At 72.1% G+C, this 20066-nt stretch carries 15 protein-coding genes and 3 pseudogenes; 11 read left to right on the top strand and 7 right to left on the bottom strand.

Going from position 1 to position 20066, the window contains the following annotated elements; all coding sequences use genetic code 11:
• Positions 1–637 precede the first annotated feature (637 nt).
• Together ACZ7LB_RS20895 and ACZ7LB_RS20890 are read left to right on the top strand one after the other, a co-directional pair.
• Complete coding sequence (locus ACZ7LB_RS20895) at positions 638–1387, top strand: SMI1/KNR4 family protein (protein WP_471470155.1); 750 nt, start codon at positions 638–640, stop codon at positions 1385–1387.
• Positions 1388–1417: 30 nt separating this feature from the next.
• Positions 1418–2522 (top strand): annotated as a pseudogene (locus tag ACZ7LB_RS20890) (IS630 family transposase); the annotation flags it as partial.
• Between the two features lie 115 nt (positions 2523–2637).
• Here the strand turns inward: ACZ7LB_RS20890 and ACZ7LB_RS20885 are convergent.
• Genes ACZ7LB_RS20885 through ACZ7LB_RS20875 form a run of 3 tightly spaced genes read right to left on the bottom strand, consistent with a single transcriptional unit; the run spans position 2638 to position 8455 of the window.
• Positions 2638–3369, bottom strand: a complete 732-nt coding sequence (locus ACZ7LB_RS20885; RefSeq protein ID WP_471470153.1) for a hypothetical protein — start codon at positions 3367–3369, stop codon at positions 2638–2640.
• On the bottom strand, positions 3354–7787 hold the full coding sequence (locus ACZ7LB_RS20880; protein WP_471470151.1) for a WD40 repeat domain-containing serine/threonine protein kinase: 4434 nt from the start codon (positions 7785–7787) through the stop codon (positions 3354–3356). Before ACZ7LB_RS20880 ends, ACZ7LB_RS20885 begins: the two co-directional genes overlap by 16 nt.
• Before the next feature lie 5 nt (positions 7788–7792).
• Complete coding sequence (locus ACZ7LB_RS20875; protein WP_471470149.1) at positions 7793–8455, bottom strand: DUF7019 family protein; 663 nt, start codon at positions 8453–8455, stop codon at positions 7793–7795.
• Between the two features lie 653 nt (positions 8456–9108).
• On the opposite strand from ACZ7LB_RS20875, the gene ACZ7LB_RS20870 reads away from it, so the two are divergent.
• From ACZ7LB_RS20870 to ACZ7LB_RS20860, 3 genes are all read left to right on the top strand, one after another.
• Entirely contained in the window at positions 9109–9603 is a 495-nt protein-coding gene (locus ACZ7LB_RS20870) for a DUF6232 family protein (protein ID WP_471470147.1), read from the top strand.
• On the top strand, positions 9600–9950 hold the full coding sequence (locus ACZ7LB_RS20865) for a hypothetical protein (protein WP_471470145.1): 351 nt from the start codon (positions 9600–9602) through the stop codon (positions 9948–9950). Before ACZ7LB_RS20870 ends, ACZ7LB_RS20865 begins: the two co-directional genes overlap by 4 nt.
• 146 nt (positions 9951–10096) lie before the next feature.
• Entirely contained in the window at positions 10097–10360 is a 264-nt protein-coding gene (locus ACZ7LB_RS20860) for a hypothetical protein (protein ID WP_471470143.1), read from the top strand.
• 428 nt (positions 10361–10788) lie between these two features.
• Here the strand turns inward: ACZ7LB_RS20860 and ACZ7LB_RS20855 are convergent, their stop codons facing one another.
• A complete protein-coding gene (locus ACZ7LB_RS20855) occupies positions 10789–11418 on the bottom strand; it encodes a TetR-like C-terminal domain-containing protein (RefSeq protein ID WP_471470141.1) in 630 nt (209 codons plus the stop codon).
• Positions 11419–11522: 104 nt separating this feature from the next.
• Here ACZ7LB_RS20855 and ACZ7LB_RS20850 point away from each other — a divergent pair, with 104 nt between their 5' ends.
• A complete protein-coding gene (locus ACZ7LB_RS20850; RefSeq protein ID WP_471470139.1) occupies positions 11523–12575 on the top strand; it encodes an aldo/keto reductase in 1053 nt (350 codons plus the stop codon).
• A 239-nt stretch (positions 12576–12814) separates the two neighbouring features.
• On the opposite strand, the gene ACZ7LB_RS20845 is transcribed toward ACZ7LB_RS20850, so the two are convergent.
• The 3 genes and pseudogenes from ACZ7LB_RS20845 to ACZ7LB_RS20835 all read right to left on the bottom strand — a co-directional run bounded on the left by ACZ7LB_RS20845 (position 12815) and on the right by ACZ7LB_RS20835 (position 14265).
• A complete protein-coding gene (locus ACZ7LB_RS20845) occupies positions 12815–13501 on the bottom strand; it encodes a hypothetical protein (RefSeq protein WP_471470408.1) in 687 nt (228 codons plus the stop codon).
• Between the two features lie 117 nt (positions 13502–13618).
• Positions 13619–13759, bottom strand: a pseudogene (locus ACZ7LB_RS20840) (IS5/IS1182 family transposase); the annotation flags it as partial.
• Positions 13760–13812: 53 nt separating this feature from the next.
• Positions 13813–14265, bottom strand: a complete 453-nt coding sequence (locus tag ACZ7LB_RS20835; protein WP_471470137.1) for a GNAT family N-acetyltransferase — start codon at positions 14263–14265, stop codon at positions 13813–13815.
• A gap of 129 nt (positions 14266–14394) precedes the next feature.
• Between ACZ7LB_RS20835 and ACZ7LB_RS20830 the strand changes: the two genes are divergently transcribed.
• The 5 genes and pseudogenes from ACZ7LB_RS20830 to ACZ7LB_RS20810 all read left to right on the top strand — a co-directional run bounded on the left by ACZ7LB_RS20830 (position 14395) and on the right by ACZ7LB_RS20810 (position 19636).
• Positions 14395–15771 (top strand): aminotransferase-like domain-containing protein, encoded by a 1377-nt coding sequence (locus ACZ7LB_RS20830; RefSeq protein ID WP_471470135.1) that lies wholly within the window; start codon positions 14395–14397, stop codon positions 15769–15771.
• 469 nt (positions 15772–16240) lie between these two features.
• On the top strand, positions 16241–16375 hold the full coding sequence (locus ACZ7LB_RS20825; RefSeq protein ID WP_471470133.1) for a hypothetical protein: 135 nt from the start codon (positions 16241–16243) through the stop codon (positions 16373–16375).
• Between the two features lie 150 nt (positions 16376–16525).
• Entirely contained in the window at positions 16526–17371 is an 846-nt protein-coding gene (locus ACZ7LB_RS20820) for a sensor domain-containing protein (protein ID WP_471470131.1), read from the top strand.
• A pseudogene (locus ACZ7LB_RS20815) lies at positions 17289–17941 on the top strand (LuxR C-terminal-related transcriptional regulator). The gene ACZ7LB_RS20820 and the pseudogene ACZ7LB_RS20815 overlap by 83 nt, the downstream one beginning before the upstream one ends.
• Positions 17942–18955: 1014 nt before the next feature.
• Entirely contained in the window at positions 18956–19636 is a 681-nt protein-coding gene (locus ACZ7LB_RS20810) for a hypothetical protein (protein ID WP_471470129.1), read from the top strand.
• The last annotated feature ends 430 nt before the right edge of the window (positions 19637–20066 follow it).

Here is a 20066-nt window from a genome sequence, read left to right as displayed (position 1 = left end):
GACCATTGCAGCGGGCACCGCTCACCGTTCCGGGTGCCTGCCGCTGTCATTCCGCTGGCATCCGGTGCCAGCGGACGGCGGACCGTCGGTTTCCGGCCATCCGTGGCTGCGCGGCGCGACGCGTCCGGCGGTGGGGGGCGGCGGTGGGCGGGAGACCGGGGCCCCCGCGGCGCACCCCGGTACGGCTCCGGCGCGCGCCGGTCGGCCGTGTCCCGGGCCGCCGGACACCGGACCGGACGCGGGGTCGGAGGCGTGCCCGTGCGGTACGCCGTGGAACACGGCGGAGGCGATGGGCGGCGGCGGGCGGGACGCGGCCCTCGCCGGGACGGCTGTCCGGTTCCGGACGTCCGCCGTGCGCCGAGGCGATGGCGGCGGCGACGGCGAGCCCGGGGCCGGGCCGGGGCCGGAACCGGGGCCGCACCCGTCTGCGGGCGGGTGCGCGGCGGGCGGCTCGGACAGGGTGCCGCGCGCTGGGCGGTGCGCGGCACTCTTCCGGGTCGGCCCGGCGAGGAGCGGTTCGGCGAGCCCCGGGCGGCGGTGGGCGGGGCGCGCGGCTCGTACCGTGAACGGCCCGTGCGGGCGGGGTGCCCCGACCGTCGGCGACCGTGCGCCGGCCTCGTGTGGCATCATCGCGCCGGTGCGCCCCGACCCCTCGCTCCTGCGCGAACTGATCGACATGTCACCGGCCGTCCGCGCGATGGCGGGGCGCGGCTGCCCGGAACCGGCGATCCGCGCGGCCGAGGCCGAGGTGGGCCCGCTGCCCGCGTCGTTCCGGTGGTGGCTCGCGGAGTACGGCTCCGGGACGGTGGACGGCACCGACGTCGTGACCGTCGCGCCGGCCGGGGTGCGCCTCGACGCCGACGACCTCGTCGGACGCCGCGAGGGCGACCGGATCGGCCTCTGGGACGACGGCTGCGAGGGCGCCTGTCTCCTCGCGCTGGACCAGTGGGAGGGCGAGGAGTGCGCCGTGGTCCGCCGGGACCCCTTCACCGGCGAGGAGGAGCGGATCGCGGACTCCTTCGCCGGGTTCCTGACCGTGCGCACCGCCCTCGCCCTCGGCCTGCGCGACGGCCCCAACCCCACGGTGGCCCGGCTGTGGCGCTCCGCCCCCGGCGTCCTGCTGCCCGGCGGCGGGCGCCTCTACGGGCCGCACGTCATCCGGGAGCACAACGCCGCCCACGGCGTCGGGGCCCGCGCGCCCCACTGGGTGCTCGTGGGCGACGACGGGGACGGCGGCGGCCTGTTCATGCGGCGTCACGGCCGCGACCGGACCTCGGTCCACCTGCTCGGCCTCGACGCGGTGGAGCGCGGCGTCGGGACCGCAGGTGAACCCCTCACCGTCGACCTCCTCGCCTGGGCCGACGCCGAGGTCGCCGGGCGCCAGTGACCCGGGTCGAAGATCTGCCGTTGGTCGGGCATGAGCCGTCCGGGCCCGAGGACTCCGCCGTTGTCGGTGACCGATGCCCAGCGGACGGTGCGGGAGGGCCGGCTGCGCCGCCGGACGGCGGCCCGGGCCCTGGCTCAGCGGTCGCGGATCGTGCCGGAGTACGCCCGCCGGGGGGTACTCGGTCACGGAGGTGCCCCGCGGGCTGCGGGTCACGCCGGACACGGTCCGCACGTGGCGGCGCCGCTTCATCGAGCGAGGTCCGGACGGCTTGTGCGACGACCCGCGCCCGGGCGTCCCACGCGGGATCACCGATGCGGACGTCGAGCGGGTCGTCGTCAGGAGCCTTGAGTGGACGCCGAAGGACGCCACGCACTGGTCGGCCAGGTCGACGGCCGCGGCCACGGGCCTGTCGCAGTCGACCATCTCGCGGATCCGGCGGGCGTTCGCCCCGGCACCTCACCGGTCGCCGACGTTCAAGCCGTCCACCGACCCGCTGTTCATCGACACGGTCCGCGACCTCGCCGCCCTCTGCCCCGACCCGCCGGAGAAGGCCCTGGTGCTCCGTGTGGACGAGAAGTCGCGGATCCAGGCCCTGAACAGGTCCCGGCCGGTCCCGCCGATGATGCCCGGCGTTCCCGGACGCCGCGGCCACGACCACGTCCGCGCCGGCACCACCACCCCCTTCACCGCCCTGGAGGCCGCCACCGGCAAGGTCGTCGGCTCCCCGCACCGCCGCCACCGGGCAGCGGAGTTCTAGAGTTCCGCACGAAGCCGGACAAGGAGGTCCCGGCTGCTCCACACGTCCACCTGATCCCGGACGACCACGCGGCCCACGAGGCACCCGACACCAGGAAGTGGCCGCCGGCCCACCCGCGGTTCCACCCGCACTTCACGCCGACGGGCGCGTACTGGCTGGACCTGGTCGAGCGGTGGTTCGCCGAGCCGACCCGGAAGAGGCTCAGGCGCTCCGTCCACCGCTCCGTCCACCGCTCCGTCCAAGCTCCCGCACGCGACATCCGGTCCTGGCTCGTCGACCGGAACGAGCACCCCGGACCGTTCGTCCGGACGAAGACAGCCGACGAGATCCTCGGCACAGCCGCCGCCTGCTGCCCGACGACTCTCTGACTCAGGTCGCCAGCCGGACGCACCAGGGGGCGTATCCGGCAGCCCGGCCTCGGCTTCCGCGCCGGAGCTCGCGATGACCGGGCACCCCTGTCGTGGTCCGCGCTCGCCGGCCCGGCGGCTGGGTCTCAGGCCGGCACCTCCAGTTGGATGTCGCCGAGCCAGAGACTCAGCCGCCGGCCGGACCGGGGTCCGGTCCTTCGGGCGTCTCTCAGGTTCTTCGTGAAGGCCCGGCGCTGGGCCCGGCCGGCGGAGCGCCAGCGCAGTTCGAGGACCGCTCGTACCGGCGGGACGAGGTCCCGGATCCGCTGGTCGGCCCGGGCGAGCCGGGTCTCGTAGGCGTCGTCCGGCCGGTAGACCAGATCGAGGTCGATCGACGGTTCGGCGCCTCCGGCCCGGTGGTGACAGTCCGTGAGCCACTCGGTGATCAGGTCGAGCGCGACCCGCACGGACAGCGAGACCTGTTCCTGCCACGCGCCGAGGTACGGCGCGTTCACCGACGCGGCGGTCACCTCCTCCGGCATGACGATCAGCCCGTGGACGGCGGTGCCGAGCAGTTCGACGTGGATACGCGGCCACAGGCCGCTCGCGTCGATGCGGAAGCGGGGAAGATGCCCCGCCAGGGCGTTGCCCGCCCGCAGCCCGGCCCAGTCCGTCGCGTCGGACGGGGGCCGCTGGGGTGTGTACGGCCCGCTGGTGCGATGCCCGAGGTCGTCGGCACGCATCATGAGCACGGCCGTGAACTCGCCGTCCCGCAAGGCCATCCGCACGGGAAAGAACGCCCCGATCTGGGACATGAACGCCTTGCCGGTGGTCAGGGCCGCGAGACTGGACCGGCCCGGGATCATCGCTTCCTCCATCGCCGCCACCTTCCTCGTCGCCGTGCCGGGTTCCCCGGCTCCGGAACGGACTCTCGTAGGCTCTCCAGCTCGGCCTGGACCGCGAGGGTGTCCGGGTGGTCGTCGCCCAGCAGCAGCCGCCGCTTCGCCAGTACCTCCCGCAGGACCGGCTCGGCCCCGTCCGGCCGCCCGAGCCGGTGATGTACGCGCGCCAGCCCCACCCGGGCGTCGAGCGTGCGGCCGTCGTCGCGACCGAAGAGCTCCACGAGCCGGGGCAGCAGGTCGCCGTACAGCCCTTCCGCCTCCGCCTGTTCGCCGCTCGCCGAGAGCAGGGCCGCGAGGGTCGTGTTCGCCACCAGAGTGGCGGGGTGGTCCGGGCCCAGGTCCTGGACGCGCTCTTCTGCGACCGCCCGGACCAGCGCCAGGGCCTCCGGCTCCCGGCGCAGGTCGGCGAGGACCGCGGCCCAGCCGAGCATGGCCTCCTGCGTGTCGAGGTACCCGGCGTCCCAGAGGTGGGAGCGGACGTCGACGACGAGTCGCCACGCGTGCTCCGCCGAGACCGGATCGCCCTCGCGGCTCAGTGTCGGGGCGGCCTCGGAGAGTGTGACGAGGTCGTCCAGGAGCTGATCGGCGAAGAACCCGGCCCAGAACTCCTCGGACCGGTCCAGCTCCGCCTCCGGGCGCAGCAGCAGCACGAGTCGCTCGGCCGTGCTCGGTGTGCTCGTGGGTTCCCTGCTCGCCGCGTCCTCGGCCACCTCGTGCAGGTAGATCCGGTATCCGGCGTCGGTGCGCGAGAGGACCCTCTCCAGTTCCCGGACCAGCTCCAGCGTACGGACGACGGCGTCCCGCTGCCGGTCGCCGAGGCGGGCACACGCCTCGACGAGCGCCGGGCGGTCGTCCTCGCGGGAGGGCAGTGCGACGGTGACCTCGTCCCGCAGCTCGTCGAGCGCGTCCGCGGTGCCGGGGCGCAGCGAGCCGGCACCCGAGAAGTCGTACTCCCAGTCCAGGGCCCAGGTCAGCAGGCGGCCACTCTGGTCACCGGCGAGCAGCAGTGTCCCGTCGGGGGCCAGGGCGACCCGGGTGACGTCCTGCGCGAGGCCCGTGAAGGCGCGCAGCCGCCGGCCGGTCGTGAGGTCCCACAGCCGGACCGTCCGGTCCTGTCCGCCCGACGCCGCGAGCCGGAAGTCCGGGGTGACGGCCAGACCGAGCACGGCGCCGGTGTGCCCGGCCAGGACGTGGACACACCGCGCCTCCTCGGCGTCCCAGAGCCGGACGGTGCCGTCGACCGAACAGGACAGTATCCGGCGGCTGTCCGGACTCGGCAGGACCTCGGTCACGGCATCGGTGTGCCCGGTGAGCGCCACCGCGCACCGCCCGTCGGCGATCCGCCAGACCCGTACCGCGGCGTCGGCGCCACCGGTGACCACGAACCGGCCGTCGTCGCTCAGCCGCGCGGTACCGGTCCACTCGCCGTGCCCGGGCAGCACCCACCGGAGTTCACCTTCGGTGAGATCCCAGATCTTCACGTCGGCGTCCTGGCCGCGTGAGAGCCCGTAGCGGTGATCGGCGCCGACCGCCACCCCCACGATCGCCCCCGTATGCGCCTCCCAGGAGCCGATGTGCCGCCCGCCGGGGATGTCCCAGGCGGAGAGCAGGCCGTCGGCGGTCCCCGCGAGCGCCACCTGGCCGTCCTCGCCGACCGCGACGAAGTACACCGGGGCGCGGGGACTGGTGAACAGCCGGAGGATCCGTCCGTCGCGCGGCTGCCAGACGACGACCCGGCCGTCGTCGCCCCCGGACACCGCGAGCCGGCCGTCGGCGGTCATGGCCACGGCACCGACGTGGCCGGTGTGCAGGCTGAGGGTGTGCAGCAGCCGTCCGGTGACGGTGTCGAAGACCCACGCCTCGGCGGCGTTCCCGTTGCGGGCCAGCACGGTGGGGCTGCGACCGCTGAACTCCAGAGCCCACGACCGGCTTTCCGCGGGCTCGATCCGGCCCGCGGGCCAGGCGTCGACGAGTGCGGTCCGGCGGCCGAGGGAACCGAGGCGGCGCCAGAGGCGCACCGGCTCGGCATGACGCCGGTGCCCCGGCAGCGCGCGAGCGGCGCGGATCCGGTCCGCCGCCTCACTGAGCCGCCCGTCTCCCGCCAGCGTGGCCGCCTCCGCCAGCAGTGCCGCGGCTCGGCCGGCGGCCTCGGTGACGGCGGAAGCCCCGTGCGGGCGGACGTGACTCCACGGGGCGGGCGGCCCCGGGGGCGGCAGCCACCACACCCGCACGGACTTCCCCTCGGCGGTCACCGCGACCCGCCCGGCCGCGCTCAGGACGACGTCCTTCGTGTCGGGCGCCCGGTCCAGGGACAGGCGGCACCGGCCACTGTCCAGGTCCCACACCCGCGACGGCTCGTCGCGTCCGCCGCTGGAGAAGCCGACCGTGCCGTCCTGGTCGAGGGCGAACCGGCCGTACCCGGTGCCCAGTTCTCCCCGGGACGCGCCGGACGCGAGATCGACTAGCCGGACGCCGGTGCCACTGACGCCGATCGCGGCGAGCCGGCCGTCGCCGCTGAACCGCGCGGCCTCTCGCGTACCGTCGAACCGCCGGACCAGCTCACCCGTGCGCACGTCGTACACGGCGCTTGTGCGGCGCTGGTGGTCGACGAGGGAGCACAAGGTGCCCCGGGCGCCCAGGACTTCCGCCTGCCGCTCGAACCGCCGGATGTCCAGGGGCCGGAGTGTCTCCAGGTCCCACGTGACCGTCTCCCCTCCGGAACCGCCGGTGACCGCGTGCCGCTGATCGGCCGTCAGCGCGACCGGCCCCGTCCTGCCCGGGTGCCCGCCCAGTTCGCACGCGGTCCCGGTGTCGAGGTCGAGCACGAGTGCCCGTCTCGTGTCCCCGCCGACGACCACGAGCCGTCCGTCGTCGCGGAGCGCCAGGGACGAGGCGTGCTGATACGCGATGCGCAGCCGCTGCCGGCATTCTCGCGCCGGTACGTCCCAGACCCGCAGCCCGCCGGATCCGTCGGCCGAGACCGCGACCCGGCCGTCCGGCGTCAGCGCGAGGGCGGTGATCCAGTCGTCGTGCTCGCCCGGCAGGACGGCCTGTCCGGGCGTGGGCACGCCCTCGACCGATGCGAGCGCGACGGCGGCCTGCGCGTCGTCGGGCGTGCGCGCGACCACCTCCCGCAGCAGAGCGGCGGCCGCGTCCGGGTCGCCGCGTTCCCGGTGGACCAGCGCGAGCAGATGCGCCCCCACCCCGTCACCCGGATCCCCGGCCGCCACGGACTCCAGTTCGTCGACCAGTTCGGTGTCGGTGATCACCCCGGTCCGCCACCGGTGCAGCCCGCGGTTGTAGCGGGCGTGCGGGTGGTGCGGATCCGCCCGCAGGGCCCGGGCCCACAGCTCCTCGGCGCTGTCGCGGTGGCCGAGGTCCAGCAGGGACAGGGCGTGGTTCGACAGGCCGTCGGCGAGCAGGATGGCCGCGGTCGGCGCACGCCGGGGATACGGGCCGACGTCCCGCTCGTACAACCGGATCAGACGCTCCGCGAGCGGCCCGAGCCGGCCGGGGCGCGCGGCCGGGTCCTCGGTGAAGCACGCGCCGAGCAGCTCCGCCACCTCGACCGGCACCGGCAGCATCGCGTCCGGGGCCCCGGAGCGCGGGAGACTGTCGAGAACGCCGCCCGCCGCGGTCCCGTCCGGGGCCGGCGGCCGGCCGAGGAACATCTCCAGGACGGTGACCGCCCAGGACCAGGTGTCCGTGGCCGTCGTGAGCCCGCCCGGCGAACGGGCCTGCTCGGGTGAGCAGTACGCGGGGGTCAATCCGCCGCGGCTGACGAACGGATCCGGGTCCCTGGCGTCCGTCCCGCCGACCATGCGGGCCCGCGCCATGCCGAAATCGGTGACCTTGACGGTGCCGTCCCGGGTGAGCATCACGTTGGCGGGTTTGACGTCCTGGTGCACGATCCCGTTCTCGTGCGCGTGGTCGAGCCCCCACGCCGACTGGATGGCGACGTCCAGCACCCTCCCCAGGGCGACGTTCCCGCCGCGTTCGACGGATCCGTGGTCGCCGCAGTCGCCGTCGCTGCCGTCGCTGCCGTCGGTTTCGCCGGTCCCGGCGTAGAGACTCCGGTCCCGGACGGCTTCGGCGAGGCTGCCGCCGTCCGCCCACTCCGCGAAGACCCGGGGCACACCGTCGACGGTGCGGACGTACACACAGTTCGCGAGGTGCGGATGCAGGCCCAGCCCGACCCACACCTCGGCCTCCCGCGCGAAGTCCCGCAGCGCGTCCGGTGAGCGGACCAGGGCCCGGCGCGGGGTCTTCACCGCCAGGTCGATGTCCCAGCCGCGGTGCCGGACCCGGTGCACCAGCCCCATGCCCCCGGTGCGCACCACGTCCAGGACCTCGTAGAGGCCGAGGATCAGATCCCCGCGGCGCCACGTCTCCATCGCCGTCAACCGACGACGGCGACGTAGACCGGCGTCCCGAGCAGCACCGATCCGGCCGGGCCGGCCGGATCGCCGCCGTGCAGCAGACGCTTGGCCACGAACTCGACGTTCTGCGCCGGCCACCGCAGGCTCACCACGGCGTGCCGCACCCGGGCGAGCGCGGCGTGGTCGGCCCGGTCGAGGTCGCCGTCCACCGCGTCGGCGACGTACTCGTCCTCCAGGTCCGAGGTGGCTCCCAGCCCGTCGAGCATCGACGACATCATCGAGCGTCCCACCCCGTGCGCCAGGGCGTCCGGTACGGAGTCGACCACATGCCGGTACGAGCCGCCCAGCCCGACGACGGTGTCGTCGCTCCGCCCGCCGAAGAAGACGAGCGAGGAGGTGGGATCACCGGGGAACGCTCCCCAGCGCATGGGCAGCGCCCCCCAGAAGAACTGGCCGGGCTCGTCCACCGAGCCGAGATCGCCGTGATCACGCAGATACTCGACGACGGTCTCCAGTCGGCTGAACCGGTCGCCGGACGGCCTCTCGGTCGTGCGCTTCGCCGACAGCACCGACAGGCCGATCCCCAGTTCCGTCGTACGCTTCGCCCCGGACCCGGGGTCGATCTGCGGCAACAGCATGTCGACCTTGCTGTCGCTGACGTACACGTAGTAGCTGAACGACATGGCCGGCTCCCTTCCAGGGACGGCCTGCCCCGGCGTAGCCGTCTCGACACCGAACGAGACATCAGAAGCACGGTGGACAAGGCAAGTTGAGACGTCGGAACGTTCCGGGAATCCCCAGTCGGCGGTGGCCGCCCACTCGCCCGTCCTCGCCGACGGGGTCGTCTGCCTCGGGATGTGGAACGGCGAGCCGTACGCCTTCGACGCGGCCGGCGGCAGGAAGCTCCGGACCCACACCACAGAGGGCGAGCCGGAGACAAACCCCCGAGGTCCGCACCGCGCCGGTGTGTCCAGCGGCCGCGCCATTGAGGGCTGGCCGCCGACCCGGCCGGTTCGGTCGACCGGAGCTGTCAGGAGCACGAGCAGTGGCATCAGTGGCCCGGCTCCGGTCAGGGCCGGCCGTGATGCACCACGGACGGAGGCCGGAGCGGTAGGCATCGCGAGCGGCTGCGCGAAGGCAAAGTTGGCCGTTTCTCGTCTGCCGTCCCGCGACGCCACACAGGCTTAATGATGTTCCTGCGGCACCCACTGCGCGGGGGCTGTGACGACAGCACGGGGGGATCATGGATCACACGGGCAGCAGCGGCATACCCCCTTCCGGGACGCCACTCGGGCCTCCGTCTCAGCCACCGTCGGTGCCTGCTCAGATACCGCCGATGCCGAGTCCTCCCCGCAGGGGGAAGCGGCTGGAGCTCCGGGTCGAGCGGCAGATCCTGTGGGTGGACTCGGCGGCGGTACCGCTACGCAACATCAGCTGGGTCGAGGTGTTCAGGCTGAAGCCCTCCTTGGGCACGGGCGGCAGCTTCTTCCTCCTGTTGGCGGCCCTGCTCGCCCTCTGGCTCTCCTCCACGGGCAGGGCCGACGGCCGCACCCTGGCCGTCCTGCTCGTGACCGTCCTGACCGTGGTCTGCGCCGTCCTGTTCCAGTCGAGGAAGCCGATGCTGGTCATCGAGATGAACAGCGGGTCCAGGGTGGTCCTGACCCTGCCGACCATGGAAGAACTGCGCGGGACAGGCGGGCAGATCGTGTACGCGATCGACCACCCGGAACACGAGTTCACCTCCTTCCTCGAGCAGCACAACACCACGAACAACTTCGGTTCCGTCGTCAACATGAACGGCGGCAGGGGAAACACGGGGTTCCGGCTATGAGCGACACCACGAACAACTTCAGGGACGTCGTCAACATCAACGGCGGCGAAAGAATCGTCGGCATCAACCACGGCACCGTCGTCCACGGCGACGGCACCGCCCATGACGCCGGACTCCGAGCCGCCGTGGCTGACCTCGTCCGTCTCCTCAACGACCTTCGCCCGTCGCTCACTGCGGAGCAGGACCGGTCCGTGGAGAACGCGCTGCCCGCACTCGCTCCCGACCGGGACGCCCTGCGCGAGCGCGGCGTGATCCTGGCTTCCGTCGCGCAGATCGCGGCGACCGTGGGGGATGTGGGAAGGCCCGTCGTGGAGGCGCTGGGCCGGCTGCTCGCGCTGCTGGGCTGAAAGCCCGCCCACCTGTTCACCGGCCCGGCCACTCCGGACCGGCGGCTTTGAGGTTCCCCTTGTTGCTCGGGAGGGGCTGATCAGCTGGTCGGAGCGGGTCGGCGGGGTTTCAGGTTCGCTCGTCGGGACGCCGCCTGCTCGGCGTAGTGCTTCTCATCGAACTCGACGGGGCTGAGGTCGCCGAGGCGTTTCTGGATCCGCCGACCGCTACAGCACCCGTCGATGTACTCGAAGAGCGCGAGGTTCGCCTCGGCCCGGATGGCGAAGGTGCGGCCGCGGAGGCCCCGGTCGTGATGAGCGCCCAGAGGTTCTCCGCGAGGGCGTTGTCGTACGAGTCCCCGGCAGGGCCCATGGATGCCTCAATTCCTGCCCGCACCAGGGGTGTTGTGTGCCTCGCGGATGTGTCATGACAACCGTGGTCCGCATGGTGGATCTGCTGGCCGGTTTCGCCCTCCCGGGACGCGAGGGCGTACTCGAGGGCGCCCGGCGCGAGGTCGGCGTCCGCGCGTGCGGGGACGACGAGTCGCGGGCGTTCGTCGACCAGCGGCCGAGCATTTCGACCGCGACCACCCTCGACACGCGGTGGCTCTTTGCCGGCCGCCGAGCCGGGCAGCCCATGACCTCACATCCCTTGAGGTCCGCTTCCGCCGGGGCTTCCCACCCGGAGAGGCCGCACGGCGGCGATCCGCCACCTTGTCCTCCAGGCTCCGGCCCCGGTGGTCGGCTGCCGCGACGACGCCACCGCCCAACTCGCCGTCGAGGCCGGGGGACCTGGAAACGCTGCGCCCCGGAGATCACGGTCGGTGGCCCGCGCTCGGCGACGGATACGGAAAGCCGGTCACGCATGGCCTTCGTCGCCCCGCAGGTACGCTCCCGCACGCGCCGCGGCCACGGCGGCCTCGGCGGCCCGATCTGCGGCGGCCTCGTCGAGGCCCCCGCCGGTGGTCAGCAGCCGGTAGTAGAGGGGGGCGGAAACAGCACGGATCACCTCGTGGACATCGGTGCCCTCGGGCACCTCGCCCCGGTCGATGGCCTGCTGGACACAGGGTGCCCATTCCTCGACGCGGATGTCGTAGAAGCGGTGCAGTGCTTCGGCTGTCTTCGCCTCACAGGTGGCGGCGGCGATCACTGCCTTGAACAGCGCTCCTTGCCGCGGATCGGCCAAGGTGCGCTGCACGAGCCGGGCGTTGGCCTTGAGATCACCGAGGAGCGAGCCGGTCTCGGTGCGCGGCAGTGATTGCTCGGCCATGTCCATCAGCAGGTCGGCCACCAGGATGGTCACCGTTCCCCAGCGCCGGTAGACGGTGGTCTTGCCCACCTCGGCACGGCGCGCGATGTCGGAGAGGTCCAGGCCGGCGAAGCCGTGCTCCGCCAAGGCGTCCCCAGCCGCCTGCAGCACCGACGCCCGCACCCGCGCCGTGCGCCCTCCAGGACGGACGGTCCCCGGATCCGCACCCTCAATCCCCATAACGGGACTCCAGTTTCGTTAATCATGCACACCTGCTATGGTGAGACCACACTAACGGAACTTCAGCACCGTTAGCCAGGTCAGGTGACAAGAGAGGAACAGTCATGGAATACAGGCGGCTGGGCGCATCCGGCCTCAAGGTCCCCGCACTGAGCTTCGGCGCCGGCACTTTCGGCGGCCAAGGGCCGCTGTTCGGTGCCTGGGGCAACACCGACGCGCGAGAAGCCCGCCGTCTCGTGGACATCTGCCTCGACGCCGGGATCACGATGTTCGACACCGCTGACGTCTATTCCGGCGGGGCCTCCGAGGAGGTGCTGGGCGAAGCGATCAAGGGCCGCAGGGACCAGGTGATCGTGTCCACCAAGACGAGCCTGCCCATGGGCGACGGCCCGGGCGACGCGGGCTCCTCTCGTTCGCGCCTGATCGCCGCGTGCGAGGACGCCCTGCGCAGGCTCGGCACCGACTACATCGACCTGTTCCAGCTGCACGCCTTTGACGCCGGCACGCCGATCGAGGAAGTCCTGTCCACGCTCGACGATCTCGTACGAGCGGGGAAGGTCCGTTACCTCGGCGTCTCCAACTTCTCCGGCTGGCAGGCGATGAAGTCCCTCGCGAGCGCGGAGAAGCACGGCCACCCGCGCTATGTCGCACATCAGGTCTACTACTCCCTCATCGGCCGCGACTACGAATGGGAGCTGATGCCCCTCGGGCTCGATCAGGGCCTCGGAGCCCTCGTCTGGAGCCCGCTCGGCTGGGGACGGCTCACCGGCAAGATCCGCCGCGGCCAGCCGATACCGGCCCAAAGCCGACTGCACCACACCGCGGACTACGGTCCACCGGTCGAGGACGAACACCTCTACCGCGTGGTCGACGCCCTCGACGAGATCGCGCAAGAGACCGGCAAGAGCATTCCGCAGATCGCCATCAACTGGCTGCTGCAGCGACCGAGCGTCTCCTCCGTCATCATCGGCGCCCGCGACGAGAACCAGCTTCGCCAGAACCTCGGTGCCCTCGGCTGGACTCTCACGCCCGACCAGATGACGAAACTCGATGCGGCCAGCGACAAGACAGCGCCCTACCCGTACTTCCCTTACCAGCGCCAGGAAGGCTTCGCCCGCCTCAACCCGTCAGTCGTCGCGCGTCCGCCCGCTGCATGACATCGACGTCGATCAAGGGGCGGGAGCGGCCGCGGGTCCCGGCCTCGGACCGGCGAGGTGCCGCCTCACCCAACGGCTGCCCGGGGCCTGGAAGGCTGCGGTTACGGCGTCTCGCCCCCCGCCGACCGTCTTGGTGGCACGACCGCACACAGTCACCGCGGAACCTCACGCACCGAGGAACGGGCGACAGCCGATTGCGCGAGGCCGCCCGTTCCGTACCGCGGGTTCGGGCCTGCCGATCAGGCTTGGGCGGGCCCTGGCCCGAATCGGCGGGGGTGGGCTGTTCCGGCGTACTCCAGCGCGGTCGTGCCGGAGATCCCGAAGACGCGCATCAGGCGCCCGGGGTCGGCGGTTTCGTGTGTCTCATCGAGCAGCAGGTCGATGCGGAGCCTCCGGGGCTGGACACCGAGCTCTCTCGCGTAGATGGTCACCAAGGCAACGAGGGCCTTCGCCACCGCGGTCGGTGCCTTGTCCGGCAGATGCGCGAGCCGGTCCGGCGGCACGCGCCTGGGCGCGTTGACGACGGAGGCCAGGGAGGCACCGCGGGCCGGACCACGGAAGATCACGCGCTCGTGTTTCAACGCGCGGAAGAACGATCGCGGGCCTGCGTGGAGCGAACGGGCCTGTTCTCCCGAACGGTTGCTGAGTACGTCCGCGATGTCCGTCGGGGTGATCTCACGGAGACCGCCGACCTGCCGGCCCCACTGCTTCAGGGCTGGGACCTTGTAGTGCGCATGGCATCGGATGGTGACCCGGTTCCTCGTGGGGGAGAGCTTGCGGCCTTCCCCGCGGAGCACGCGGCCCCAGGCGTCCGCCTCGTCCCGCAGGCCGTCGGGCACACCCTGCGGAAGCCGTTCCAGCGCGGCCTGCCCCGGGCTGGTCCGCTCCAGGGGAACGAGGAGGCCGAACCGGTCGAGGAAGGCCACGGCGCGACGTCCTGGCCAGTTCGGGCCGAGTCCGGTGACGGCGCGGACGTCGGCCTCCGGGAGGGGGCGTCGATGCCGCACCGGGCGACGAGAAGCCGCAGGACTTCGGTGTGAGTGAACCCCGGTCCGCACCCGGTACAGAATCCCGTCGATCACCTGACGGTGATCACGCCGCCGGCTCCAACGCCGACTGCCGACCGGCGGGAGCGGCCGCGGCCGCTCCCGCCGGTCGGCATCCGTCAGATCACCCCGCCCCACGGCCACGCCAACGACCCCGACGCGGAACAGTCACATGATCGGCCGGAGAAGTCCTAGACGCCGCTCTCGTACGTGACCCAGTGCGTGCGCGTGGCGACAGTGTCGTAAAGGGCCTGGGCCTGGTGGTTGTCCTCCGCGGTGACCCATTGGACGAAGGACCGCCCTTCAGCGGCGGCGAGTTCTCCCAGTCGTTGGACGAGCGCCCGTCCGACGCCCCGCCCGCGGACCGCGGGATCGGTGAACAGGTCATCGAGGAAGATGCCCGTCGTCCCGGTGTACGGGGAGGGGATGGGGCGGTGGTGCGCGAATCCGACGACGGCTCCGTCGACCTCCGCGACGAGGGCGTCGCATTCGTGCCCGGGATCCGTCAGCCAGGCCCAGGCGCGGGAGACGACCTCCTCGGACTCCCGCAGTCGGTAGAACTCGCGGTACTGGCGGAACAGCACGCGCCAGCGGGCTTCGTCCGCTGCGGCGAGGGGGCGGATGGTCGGGGTGTTCGATGTCATGGGGTTCTCTTTCCGTCTTCGTTCACGGGCGGGATGCGGCGCGAGAACGGAGGTGCGCGAGCGGCGGCGAGAGGAAGGAGAGTGCGTAACGGTGCAGATCGAAGTGGAGTAACGTTACTGTGTATTCTCATGAGTAACGATAACAGGTCGCGTGAGATCGCCGAGCTGATGAGGCGTCGCATCGCGGGGATGCGCGCGGGGGACAGGCTTCCGGGCGTGAGGGCGCTTGCCGCGGAGTACCGGGCGAGCGCGGCGACGATCTCGTCCGCGCTGTCCTCGCTGACTGTGCTGGGGCTCGTGCGGGCCGAGCCGGGGCGAGGCACGTTCGTGGCCGGGCAGGAGCGGATGCCCGAGTCCGACTTCTCCTGGCAGTCCCAGGCGCTCGGGCGGGTCAGGGTCGACGCGGACCGGGCCTCGCGGCTGGGGAGCTACGGCACGCCCGAGCACCTTCCGCTCTCCTGGGGGTATCTCTCCCCGGAGCTGCAGCCGGGGGAGGAACTGCGCCGGATCGGGTCACGGGCGGCGCGGAGCGGCCAGGGGTGGGGGATGACCCCGCCGGCGGGGTCGCCCGAACTGCGACGGGTTCTCGCGGCGGAGTACCGCGCCGAGCCGAGCGATGTGCTCGTGGTCTCGGGCGGGCAGCAGGGGCTGGTCTTCGCACTGCGCACGCTCGCCGAACCCGGGGCCGCGGTCATCACCGAGAGCCCCAGCTACCCGGGCGCGATCCTTGCGGCGCAGAGCGCGGGCCTGCGGCTCTCCGCGGTCCCCGCCGACGACGACGGCATCCTCGTGGACCGTCTCGCCGACGAACTCGAACGGACGAAGGCGCGTGTGGTCTATCTCCAGCCGAGCTGTGCGAACCCGACCGGTGCGGTGCTGAGCGCGGGGCGTCGCGCGCAGGTCCTCGCCCTCGCCTCCGCGCACGGTGCCTTCATCGTCGAGGACGACTGGGCCAGGCACCTCTGGCTCGACCGCTCCGCGCCGGACCCGCTCTTCGCCGAGGATCCCGACGGGCACGTGGTGTCGGTCCTCACGCTCTCGAAGCCCGTCTCGCCCAGCCTCCGGCTCGGCGCGATCCTCGCGCGCGGACCCGCCGGCGCGCGGCTGCGAGCCTCACGCACCGCCGATGACCTCTGCGTCTCGCCGCTCGTGCAGGAGATCGCGCTCGAGCTTCTCTCCTCCAGCGCCTGGCCCCGGCACCTGAGGCGGTTGCGGGCCGCGCTCGTCGACAGGCGCGACGCGATGGCTGACGCGATCCGGAGCACGCTGCCCGACGTGCGCCTCCCACGGATCCCGTCCGGTGGACTCCATCTCTGGGCCCGGTTGCCGGAGGGACTGGACAGCGCAGAGGTCAGCGCCGCGGCCTACGCGGCCGGGGTCCTCGTCGGCGACGGGCGGCACTTCTTCGTCGACGAGCCGCCCGCGCCGCACCTCCGCTTCTCCTACGGTGCCGCCACAGGACCCCAGATCGCCGAAGGCATCCGCAGGCTCGCTCAACACCTGTAGGGGCTTGCCGGGAGTCACCACGTCGAGGTGATTCCGGCTCCGTCCGGGCCGGAGCGTGTCCGATCGCGGGTGATGGCGGTGGCTGTCATCAGATGCGGTCCGCCCAGCAGGGTCTGCCGTGCCGCGCTTCGGCGACGGGTGCCCTGTCCCGTACCGACAGGGAAGCCCTGGCCGGCCCGGGTGACGGCGGTTTCTGGGCATCACCCACGGCGCCCTGCCGGACATCGACGTCGAGGTCGTCCGCCGCAACCCCGCTGACCGGGGCAAAGGGTTCGTCCCGCACCCCAAGCGGTGGGTGGTCGAGGAGACGAGCGGCACGGGGATGCCGCACCGGCGTCTGACCGGTGAGTACGACCACCGGCCCGGCATCTCCGCCCCGCGCGTCCACTGGGCCTCGACTCCACCGCGAACACGACCGCCGCCTCACGACACCGAGTCCCGCCCGGCGCGACACTGTCGGACTGGCCGCGTGGACGTCGCCGAACTCCTCGCCGGGCTCCGGACCCAGCACGACGAGGCCGCCGCCCGAGCCGGGGAACTACGTGGCCGGATCGAGCACCTCACCGCCGCTCGGGCCGAGACCGAGGCGCGCTCGCGGATCTGACCACCGCCCGGAAGGTCATCGCGGAACTCGCGCCGACCGGGGACGAGCCCGGTCCGACCCACGCGAACACCGCCTGCCAGACCATCGTGAACGCCTTCGACCAGCACCCCGACCAGGCGTTCAGGGCGTGAACCGCACGGACTCCTCCGCATGCCCGCCCACGAGGCGTCCGTCGACATCACCCGCAGCCGCCTGGGACGACTCACCCGTCGAGGCTTCCCCACCCGGTCCGGAGGAGGCCGCTACCGGCAACGGACTCGACGTCCGCCAAGTCCCGGGCTGTTCCTCCTGATCGTCCTGATCGGTGCGGTCCCGCTCGTCGGCGTCGTGCTGTCCTCGATACCCGTGGCCGCGGTCGAACGGCGGCGGACGCGCCTGGTCGACCTCGACGTGATGCCGAACCCGCACCGGGCGCCCGACGGCGCCGGCTTCCGCGTCCGGGTGCGGACCCGCCTGGCCGAACGGGCCACCTGGCGTGAGCTGTCGTTCACGTTCATCTCCGCGGCGGCGCCGTGGTGGCTCGACCTGCTGGTGCTCGCCTTCTGCTTCCTCCTGCCCGTCCTCGCCCACGAGGCGCTCGATGCCCCGGGGACCTGGCCGTGGGCGGCCTTCGGTTCGTTCGTGCTGCTGCTGGCCTCGCCGTACACCCTGACGTCCTGGGCGGGGGCGCGCCGCGCGGCACAGCGGAGCCAAGAGCGCCGAACTGCGCGGCCGTTGTCACTCGGACATGCTGGTCCTGGAGACGACGGACGACGGACGACGGACGACGGACGACGGACGACGGACATGGCGGTGCGGACCCGGACTCGGGCAGTGGTCCGACCGGCCTCGCGGACCGGCTCACCGCGTCGGCGGGCCGCATGCGTGTGTCCAGCCCGGTCGGGGGCCCGACCCTGCTCCATGGGGAAGTCCCGTGCCACTTCGGGTGATCGTCGCGGAGGAGGCGGTCCTGCCGCGCGAGGGTCCGGTCAGCCTGTTGCGGCGGTTCGGCCATGAGACGCTCGTCGCCGTCGGCGACGCGGACGCGCTCGTCGGGGCGGTCCGCGCCGAGCGGCCGGACCTGGTGGTCACGGACGTACGGATGCCGCCCGGCAGCGGGGACGACGGGCTGCGGGCAGCCGTAGCACTGCGGGAGACGTACACCGGGCTGCCGGTGCCGGTGCCGGTGCTCGGCCAGTACGTCGAGCGGTCCTACGCCATGCGGCTGCTCGGCTCGTGCGACGACACGGCGATGGGCCATCTGCTGAAGGAACGCGTCGGCGCCGTCACCGACTTCATGACGGCGCTGGACCGCGTGGCTCCGGCGGGACCGTGGTGGACCCGGAGGTGATCCGCCAACTCGTCAGGCTGCGTCACGATCCGCTGGAGCGCCTCAGCGCCCGCGAAGAGGAGGTTCTCGGCCCGATGGCCGAAGGACGCTCCAACGCGAACATGGCGGCGCGACTGTTCATCAGCGGAGCCGCGGTGAACAAGCACATCGGTCATATCCTCAATCAGCCCGATCCGCCGGTGGACGCGGACGGACATCGCCGCGCCCTGGCGGTGCTGGCTTTTCTCAGCGCGTGAGGCACTCGGCATTTCCGGCGCAAGCCGGATAGCGCGGTGAGGGGTTCAGGACCCGGGGACGCAACAGGACTGGGTTGCACCGCTTTTCCAGCACGGGTTGAGCACCGAGCCGATGCCAACCGGCGTGAGGTCGGACGGCGACCCCGGCGGCGGACATGAAGAAGGCTCCTTTTGGACGGGGTTCACGATCAGGGTCACCAGTCCGCCGGGAGCTTTCGCGTGCTCGTCCATTCGTCCGGCATCGATCCGTCCAGCCGCGTCCTGCACCACCCCGGTCCTCTCGCAGGCCACCGCCGTCAAATCGGCTCCCGGGGGCGTCGCCTGACCTGCGGCCGGCAGATGCGGCCCGTCCGGGCACACCTGCGCTGCGGCGACACCCGCGCCCGTCTCGCGGCAGGCTTCCGCATCGGGAATGCCGCGGCCCGCCGCTGCGTACACGAGGCCGTCGACCGCCCACGCTGGAACAGACCATGACGACCGTGCGGAAGAAGGCGTATGCGGTCCTCGACGGCATCGTGCTGCCGATCGACCGCGTCGCCGCCGACCAGCCGACCAGCCGTACTGCTCGGGAAGAAGAAGCACCACGGGCTGAACGCGCGAGTGCTCGCGGATCCAGCCGCCCGTCTGTTCCGGGCTTCGGACGCGTTTCCAGGGACCATGCACGCCCCGGCCGGTACCCGGGGCCCTTGAGCGAGCGGAGTGGAAGATGTTGGCCCGACCCGCGCCGAAATCCGCAAGGGGGCAGGTGGGATTCCTTCTCACGCAGGCGAAAGGGTCAGCAAGGGCCTTACGGGGCGTGGCACCTCGACTCGCACGATGGAGCGCCACCACACCGGGAAGCTGACAGCCCCGCAGAGGCGCCTCCGGGCCGCCGTGGCGGAAGCGACTGAACCCAAGTGGAAGCCGCGGACCAGAACACAGGCACGGTCGGGCCCCGGAACCGGTTGCGGGACAGGTCGTCTGAAACGGCTCCCGCCATGCCGGGCACAAGCCTCGAAGGAAGGGTGGAAACGGATGGATAACTTCCCTATTTCCATTCATATTGACGTCCTCGGCAGCGAATGGAACTCTTGTCGGAGCATCGGTGCATTTCAGTCGCCGATGATCTCGAAGGAGAGGTTTTCCATGGCCTTACCCGAGGGAACGAAACAAGGAAGACGGACCTTCCTGACCAAGACACTCGGCGTGGCGGCCGGCCTCGCCGGCGCCGCCGTGGCCACCGGAGCCTTCGCCGCCCCGGCCTCCGCGACCGCGTCCGGTACTCAGTCGACGCAGGACGCCTGGCGTTTCTGCAGCAAGTGCTTCTCGATGTTCTTCTGGGGCTACTCCACGGATGGAGCCTGTCCGACGGGCGGTGCGCACTACGCCCAGGGATACAACTTCATCTTGCCGTACGACCTGCCCGAGACATCCAACCAGCAGCGCAACTGGCGTTTCTGCAACAAGTGTTTCGCGATGTTCTTCTGGGGCTACGCGAGCAACGGCGTGTGCGCCGCCGGCGGCTCCCACTCCGCGCAGGGGTTCAACTTCACTCTCCCGCACGACATTTCGGAGTCGTCGACCCGACAGGGCAAGTGGCGTTTCTGCAGCAAGTGCTTCTCGATGTTCTTCTGGGGCTACTCCACCGATGGAGCCTGCCCGGCGGGCGGTGCGCACTACGCCCAGGGATACAACTTCGTACTCACGCACTACTGAAGGCGGATGGACCGTGCCATGAAATGCGCCCGCCCGCCTTCGGCGGCCCTTCTCCACCCTCTTTCGGGAGGTACGGGACGGGGAGCGGGGGGCGGGCCCGCCGTGCCGGTCCGGTCGGGACCGGAATGTCACGGCACACTGCGTGAACGCGCTGAACCCATGTCGCCCCGGTCAAGCGGCGCCGTGCCCCGGTCGGCCTCGTCCGGAACCGGCCATGGAGGCTGCGGGCGGCCGGGACCCGGCGGTTTCGAGATGGCACGTGACTGCGCGAGGTGCCGGGCGTTGTACGGGGCAGCGCCTCCGCTGGATGGCGCGCATGAAGACCCCGCGCCCTTAGAGCACATCTCATTTGGGTGACTCGGTAGCCTGTGAGTCATGGTGGGGATCGTTGAGCGGCTGGTGCCGGACGAGTTGTGGGAGTTGTTCCAGC

Source organism: Streptomyces sp. NPDC107521, assembly GCF_055598485.1.
The sequence above is the reverse complement of the archived record's forward strand: the minus strand, read 5'-3'. Positions and strand labels throughout refer to the sequence as shown.

Coding starts and splice junctions, on each gene's coding strand:
- ACZ7LB_RS20855 (WP_471470141.1), bottom strand. CDS start 11,418: ATGGGGATTGAGGGTGCGGATCCGGGGACCGTCCGTCCTGGAGGGCGC.
- ACZ7LB_RS20870 (WP_471470147.1), top strand. CDS start 9,109: ATGCCGAGTCCTCCCCGCAGGGGGAAGCGGCTGGAGCTCCGGGTCGAG.
- ACZ7LB_RS20885 (WP_471470153.1), bottom strand. CDS start 3,369: ATGGAGGAAGCGATGATCCCGGGCCGGTCCAGTCTCGCGGCCCTGACC.
- ACZ7LB_RS20850 (WP_471470139.1), top strand. CDS start 11,523: ATGGAATACAGGCGGCTGGGCGCATCCGGCCTCAAGGTCCCCGCACTG.
- ACZ7LB_RS20875 (WP_471470149.1), bottom strand. CDS start 8,455: ATGTCGTTCAGCTACTACGTGTACGTCAGCGACAGCAAGGTCGACATG.
- ACZ7LB_RS20830 (WP_471470135.1), top strand. CDS start 14,395: ATGAGTAACGATAACAGGTCGCGTGAGATCGCCGAGCTGATGAGGCGT.
- ACZ7LB_RS20880 (WP_471470151.1), bottom strand. CDS start 7,787: ATGGAGACGTGGCGCCGCGGGGATCTGATCCTCGGCCTCTACGAGGTC.
- ACZ7LB_RS20810 (WP_471470129.1), top strand. CDS start 18,956: ATGGATAACTTCCCTATTTCCATTCATATTGACGTCCTCGGCAGCGAA.
- ACZ7LB_RS20835 (WP_471470137.1), bottom strand. CDS start 14,265: ATGACATCGAACACCCCGACCATCCGCCCCCTCGCCGCAGCGGACGAA.
- ACZ7LB_RS20865 (WP_471470145.1), top strand. CDS start 9,600: ATGAGCGACACCACGAACAACTTCAGGGACGTCGTCAACATCAACGGC.
- ACZ7LB_RS20820 (WP_471470131.1), top strand. CDS start 16,526: ATGCCCGCCCACGAGGCGTCCGTCGACATCACCCGCAGCCGCCTGGGA.